The organism is Microbacterium sp. (assembly GCF_046295495.1).
Taxonomy (GTDB): Bacteria; Actinomycetota; Actinomycetes; order Actinomycetales; family Microbacteriaceae; genus Microbacterium.
Genome location: NZ_JBKBNC010000084.1, coordinates 1 through 3267 on the forward strand (window position 1 = coordinate 1; position 3267 = coordinate 3267).

At 70.8% G+C, this 3267-nt stretch carries 2 protein-coding genes; both read left to right on the forward strand.

Annotated elements, in window-relative coordinates; all coding sequences use genetic code 11:
- Positions 1 to 2507, forward strand: a 2507-nt coding sequence (infB, locus tag ACK4LS_RS14640) for a translation initiation factor IF-2 (RefSeq protein ID WP_409718831.1), incomplete at its 5' end; no start/stop codon positions are given.
- 215 nt (positions 2508 to 2722) lie between these two features.
- The gene (rbfA, locus tag ACK4LS_RS14645; protein ID WP_409718835.1) at positions 2723 to 3226 is read left to right on the forward strand and encodes a 30S ribosome-binding factor RbfA; all 504 of its coding nucleotides are present in this window, start codon (positions 2723 to 2725) and stop codon (positions 3224 to 3226) included.
- The last annotated feature ends 41 nt before the right edge of the window (positions 3227 to 3267 follow it).

Consider the following 3267-nt stretch of genomic DNA (forward strand, 5'->3'; position numbering starts at 1 on the left):
AGCCCGCTCCCGCGGCGGCGGCCCCCGCGGCATCCGCTCCGGCGGCATCCGCTCCCGCGGAGTCCGCGTCGGCCACCCCGGCCCCCGCTCCCGCGGCCCTGCCCGGTAACGCCGGTGCCACCCCGTCGGGCCCCACCCCCGGTGCCGGAGCCCCCAAGCCCGGCCCGAGCGCGCCCCCGCGCCCGGGTGGAGCGCGTCCGGGCAACAACCCCTTCGCCTCTTCGCAGGGCATGGGCCAGCGTCCCGCCGGTCCGCGTCCGGGCAACAACCCCTTCGCTTCGGCGCAGGGCATGGGCCAGCGCCCGACGCCCGGCAACATCCCGCGTCCGCAGGCTCCGCGTCCCGGCGCCCCGCGTCCCGGTGCCCCGCGCCCCGGCGGCGCCGGTCGTCCCGGTGGCGGCGGTCGTCCCGGCGCCCCGTTCCAGCAGCGTCCCGGCGGCCCCGGTCGTCCCGGCGGTGCCGGTGGCGGCTTCCAGCGTCCCGGTGGCGGTGCCCCCGCCGGCGGTTTCGCCGGTCGTCCCGGCGGTGGTGGCGGTCGTGGCCGTGGTCCCGGCGGTGGAACCGCGGGTGCCTTCGGTAAGGGCGGCGGCAAGTCGAAGCAGCGCAAGTCGCGTCGGGCGAAGCGGCAGGAATTCGAGATGCGGTCGGCGCCGGTCGTCGGCGGCGTCAACGTCTCGAAGGGCAACGGCGAGATCATCCGCCTGCGCCGCGGTGCCTCCATCGCCGACTTCGCCGACAAGCTCGAGGCTCTGCGCGGCTACACCGTGCAGCCCGGCACGCTCGTGACCATCCTGTTCAACCTGGGCGAGATGGCCACCGCGACCGAGTCGCTCGACGAGGCCACCTTCGAGGTGCTCGGTGCGGAGCTCGGCTACAAGATCCAGATGGTCTCGCCCGAGGACGAAGACAAGGAGCTCCTCGAGGGCTTCGGTCTCGACCTCGACGCCGAGCTCGAGGCCGAGAGCGAGGACGATCTCGAGATCCGTCCTCCCGTGGTCACCGTCATGGGCCACGTCGACCACGGTAAGACGCGACTGCTCGACGCCATCCGCCAGACCAACGTGGTCGCGGGCGAGGCCGGCGGCATCACGCAGCACATCGGTGCGTACCAGATCTGGACCGAGCACGAGGGCATCGAGCGCGCGATCACCTTCATCGACACCCCGGGTCACGAGGCGTTCACCGCCATGCGTGCTCGCGGAGCGCAGGTGACCGACATCGCGATCCTCGTGGTCGCGGCCGACGACGGCATCATGCCCCAGACGGTCGAGGCGCTGAACCACGCCCAGGCGGCGAACGTGCCGATCGTGGTCGCGGTCAACAAGGTCGACAAGCCCGACGCCAACCCGGCCAAGGTGCGCCAGCAGCTCACCGAATACGGTCTGGTCGCCGAGGAGTACGGCGGAGACGTCATGTTCGTCGACGTGTCGGCTCGTCAGAACCTCAACATCCAGGCTCTGCTGGATGCCGTGCTGCTGACCGCCGACGCGGGTCTGGACCTCACGGCCAACCCGAACAAGGCGGCCCGCGGTGTCGCGATCGAGGCCAAGCTCGACAAGGGTCGCGGTTCGGTCGCCACGGTGCTCATCCAGTCGGGAACGCTCCGCGTCGGCGACGCGATCGTGGCAGGCACGGCATACGGCCGCGTCCGCGCGATGATGGACGAGAACGGCGAGGCGGTCGACGAGGCCTACCCGTCGCGTCCCGTGTCGGTGCAGGGCCTGAACTCCGTGCCCCGTGCCGGCGACGTCTTCATCGTCACCGAGGAAGACCGCACCGCGCGTCAGATCGCCGAGAAGCGCGAAGCCGCCGAGCGCAACGCCCAGCTGGCCAAGGCCCGCAAGCGCATCTCGCTCGAGGACTTCACCCGCGCTCTCGAAGAGGGCAAGGTCGAGTCGCTCAACCTCATCATCAAGGGCGACGTGTCGGGTGCCGTCGAGGCGCTCGAGGAGTCGCTGCTCAAGATCGAGGTCGACGACAGCGTCCAGCTGCGCATCATCCACCGCGGTGTGGGTGCGATCACCGAGTCGGACATCAACCTGGCCACGATCGACAACGCGATCGTGATCGGCTTCAACGTCCGTCCCGACACGAAGGCCCGCGAGCGCGCCGCCCGCGAGGGTGTCGACGTGCGGTTCTACTCGGTCATCTACAACGCGATCGACGACGTCGAGCAGTCGCTCAAGGGCCTGCTCAAGCCGGAGTTCGAAGAGGTGCAGTCGGGTGTCGCCGAGATCCGCGAGGTGTTCCGCTCCTCGAAGTTCGGCAACATCGCCGGTGTCATCGTGCGGTCGGGAACGATCACGCGCAACGCCAAGGCCCGCGTCATCCGCGACGGCGTCGTGCTGGCCGACGGCCTGGCCATCGAGTCGCTGCGCCGCTTCAAGGACGACGTCACCGAGGTGCGGACGGACTTCGAGGCCGGTATCGGTCTGGGCAAGTTCAACGACATCCAGATCGGTGACGAGATCGAAACGACGGAACTCGTCGAGAAGCCGCGAGGCTGATTCACTGAGCGGGGGTCGCGTCTTCGGGCGCGGCTCCCGCTTCGGCCTGCGGGGGTGTGCGCTTCCCCGAGCAGAGCGGGGCCCCTACCCCGATGCTCGGGGAAGCACACGCCCCCTCCGGCCTACGCTGGGTGCGGCTCCCTCCGCGGGACGCCCACCCGGTGGATGAGCCACGGGGCACTCGACTCGCGGCGGGATGAGAGAAGGAGAAGGACGTGGCAGGGGAACGACAGGCTCGGGTGGCGGACCGCATCCGCGTGGTGCTCGCGGAGCGCCTCGAGAAAGGGCTGCGCGATCCGCGGCTCGGTTTCGTGACCATCACCGACGTGCGGGTCACGGGTGATCTCCAGCACGCTTCGGTGTTCTACACAGTGATGGGCGATGAGGCGCATCGCGCCGACACCGCCGCGGCGCTGAAGTCGGCGACCGGCATGCTGCGCAGCGAGGTGGGCAAGAACCTCAACACCCGTCTCACGCCCTCGCTGGAGTTCATCCTCGACGGCATCCCCGAGAACGCCGACCACATCTCGGCGCTGCTGCGCGAAGCGCGCGAGCGCGACGAGTCGGTCGCCGGTCTCGCAGCCTCGGCCGCGTACGCCGGCGACGCCGACCCGTACGTGAAGCAGCGCGAAGACGACGACGAGGACGACGACGAGGGCGACCTCGACGGTGAGGACCTCGACGGCGACGCCGCCGTCCCTGACGCCCCGCGGGCCTGAGCCCGCGACGCGCACCAACCGAAGGCGCCCAGCGGGGGGCC